The sequence below is a fragment of the Bradyrhizobium sp. genome (assembly GCF_049581145.1).
GTDB lineage: Bacteria > Pseudomonadota > Alphaproteobacteria > Rhizobiales > Xanthobacteraceae > Bradyrhizobium.
The window spans coordinates 1-2,454 of sequence record NZ_JBAURI010000545.1; the positions used below are offsets into that span (position 1 = coordinate 1).

Annotated in this window: 5 protein-coding genes; 4 read left to right on the plus strand and 1 reads right to left on the minus strand. The window is 64.1% G+C overall.

All coding sequences use genetic code 11. The features are described 5' to 3' along the window. The first annotated feature begins 105 nt into the window (after positions 1–105). The 4 genes from WCB02_RS17790 (at position 106) to WCB02_RS17805 (ending at position 1,920) form a co-directional block, all read left to right on the plus strand. Complete coding sequence (locus tag WCB02_RS17790) at positions 106–330, plus strand: hypothetical protein (RefSeq protein ID WP_423959981.1); 225 nt, start codon at positions 106–108, stop codon at positions 328–330. Positions 331–336: 6 nt separating this feature from the next. After that, positions 337–927: a DinB family protein gene (locus WCB02_RS17795; RefSeq protein ID WP_423959984.1), complete on the plus strand. Its 591-nt coding sequence runs from the start codon at positions 337–339 to the stop codon at positions 925–927. Positions 928–1,192: 265 nt separating this feature from the next. Next, complete coding sequence (locus WCB02_RS17800; protein WP_423959985.1) at positions 1,193–1,492, plus strand: hypothetical protein; 300 nt, start codon at positions 1,193–1,195, stop codon at positions 1,490–1,492. Continuing rightward, positions 1,474–1,920 carry a PadR family transcriptional regulator gene (locus WCB02_RS17805; RefSeq protein WP_423959987.1) on the plus strand — a complete coding sequence of 149 codons (447 nt, stop codon included), beginning with the start codon at positions 1,474–1,476 and terminating at the stop codon, positions 1,918–1,920. Before WCB02_RS17800 ends, WCB02_RS17805 begins: the two co-directional genes overlap by 19 nt. A 165-nt stretch (positions 1,921–2,085) precedes the next feature. On the opposite strand, the gene WCB02_RS17810 is transcribed toward WCB02_RS17805, so the two are convergent. Continuing rightward, positions 2,086–2,349 (minus strand): hypothetical protein, encoded by a 264-nt coding sequence (locus WCB02_RS17810; RefSeq protein ID WP_423959989.1) that lies wholly within the window; start codon positions 2,347–2,349, stop codon positions 2,086–2,088. Between the last annotated feature and the right edge of the window lie 105 nt (positions 2,350–2,454).

Below are 2,454 nucleotides of genomic sequence, written 5' to 3' on the forward strand. Positions count from 1 at the left end.
GCCCGCAAATCCGCATTGTTTGACGCTGAAAGCCTGTTGGCTGGTTGCGGACCGTTAGCTCTTGATCGATGATATCGACATCAAGGTCGGTCCGCGGGAATCCGAATGGCGCTCTCGACATGCCCCAAATGCGCCGGACACAGCTTTGAACTGGCGCTGTTCACGCCGCTCGGCGCGAGCCACAAACTCGCGCTCGTCCAGTGCGCCGTTTGCGGCACGCCGGTCGGTGTGATGGATCCAGCCACGGGACCGCAGATTGCGGCGCTGAAGAGCGAGATTGCGGCGATCGACGCCCGGCTCAATCGGATCGCGACCGCGCTGCAGGATTGACAGGTCATGCCGGCGCTTGAGCCGCCTTCAGCCGACGATCTCGCGCTACCCTACCGGGCCATGGCGTATAACGACGCCTGGTGCAACCATCGCCTGCTCGCCGCCTGCACCCAGCTCTCGCAGGCTGAATTCGAAAAACGGCGGACCGGCTTCTTTCCCAGCCTTCGCGCGACGCTGAACCACATCCTGGTCGTCGACAGGTTTTATGTCGACGCGATGGAGGGGGGCGACCTCGGGCCGGCAGCCTGGTCCGATCCGGAGCCGTGTGGAACGGTGGCCCTGCTGCGGCAAGCGCAGGCCGAGATCGATCGCCGCCTGCTGGCCGTCGTGCGGAAGCTGGACGGGCCGGCCCTCCAGCGGGTGGTCTTGGTGCATCGCGAGAACCGGGTTCAGCAGGAGAGGCTGGACCGCCTGCTGCTGCACCTGTTCCAGCATCAGGTCCACCATCGCGGCCAGGCCCACGCCATGATGAGCGGCACGCCGGTGGCCCCGCCACAACTGAACGAGCTTTTCTGCGCCGGCGAGGCCCATTTGCGCGCCGATGAGTTCGCCGCACTGGGCTGGACCGAAGACGCGATCTGGTTCGCCACAGGTTAGCTTTCACCGCAATTCTCGACGTCGCGTGCGCCGGGACTCCCGGCTGAGTCCTGCGAGCATGGCTTGCGCCGAAATCCGGATGTCCGGGCCCACCCTGGCTCGGCGTCTCGCAAAGCCATGATTTTGGCGCCTTGCCGACAGTCTCGGTAAGCCGGGGCGACGGACTTGACAATCGATGCATCATAACGATATATCGTTCGTACGAAATGGAGATTATATCAAATGCGACTACCTAATGATGAGGCACCCAGCCGAAACTGTGGGCATGGGCATGGGCATGGGCATGGGCATGGGCATGGGCATGGGCATGGGCATGGGCATGGGCATGGGCGCGGCTACGGCCGCGATCACGGAGCCGACCACCAGTTCCGCGGTCGCCACGGACGCTGGCGCGGCTTTGCAGACGAGGACCTCCGGCTCAGCGAGCGAGATGACGGCCCGCGGGGAGGGCGGCACCGCGGCTTTTTTGATGGCTTCGGACGCGGAGGACGAGAGGGCGTTGGCCGCGGCGGCGGCGGCCGTTTCTTCGGTCCCGGTGATCTGCGCTTGCTGCTGCTCTGGCTGATCGGCGAGAAGCCGCGCCATGGCTATGAACTGATCAAGGCGGTGGAGCAGCTCGTCGGGGGCGCCTATTCGCCGAGCCCGGGATCGGTTTATCCGATCCTCAGTTTGCTGGAAGACATGGGACAGATCGAGGGCACATCGACCGAGAGCGCCAGGAAGCTGTTTGCGATCACCGATGAGGGACGCAAGGTGCTCGGCGAAGAGCGGCCGGCCATCGAAGGGCTTCTGAGCCGGATGCGCATCATGGCGAAAACCATGGGCGGCATGCGTCCGCCGGAAGCCGTCTTTCAGGTCTTTCAGACCTTGAAGACCGCGATCGCCCTCAACCCGCATGCGTGGACCGAGGACGAGGTAAAGCGGGTCTGCGGCATCATCAACACCGCGATCGCCCAGATCGAAGCCGATCGCCCGGGCGAGGTGCCTACGTAAGGGACCTCGGCAAATTCGAAGCGGTTGTCGATCGGAAGTCAGGGCAGGCGTTATCACCGGGACCGGCCGCGACGCGGCCGTTGTCGGGCGCGCGCCGGCTTTTGGACCTTCATCAAATCATGGCAGGCGCCGCCGAGCCTCGCGGCGCGGACCGGATCAGGCAGATCAGACGCGATCCTGATGTCCGGGCATCGCCAACCTGATTGTCCGGTCATCGCCAGCCGGGGCGGTGAGACCACCGCGCGCCATCGACTCGATCATCGCCCAGTTCTGGCGAAAGAAGGCCGTGGCGTCGCCGATATTGGGCGCCTGCACCTCGACGCTGCAAGCACGTCTTCCGCCGTTGTTCGAGATTTGAAAGTGAAAGGTGTAGGCCGTGGAGGTGATTGTCTCCACGTCCTCGCTGTTCGGTCGGCGTTCATGGCGCATTCACATCCCCCTTCGAAATCGAACGGCGGCAGTTTGATTTTAAGAGTTGGTTTTTCCTGCGGCGCGTTGGTGGCACGGTTGCCCGGGATCAGCGCGAGATTACGG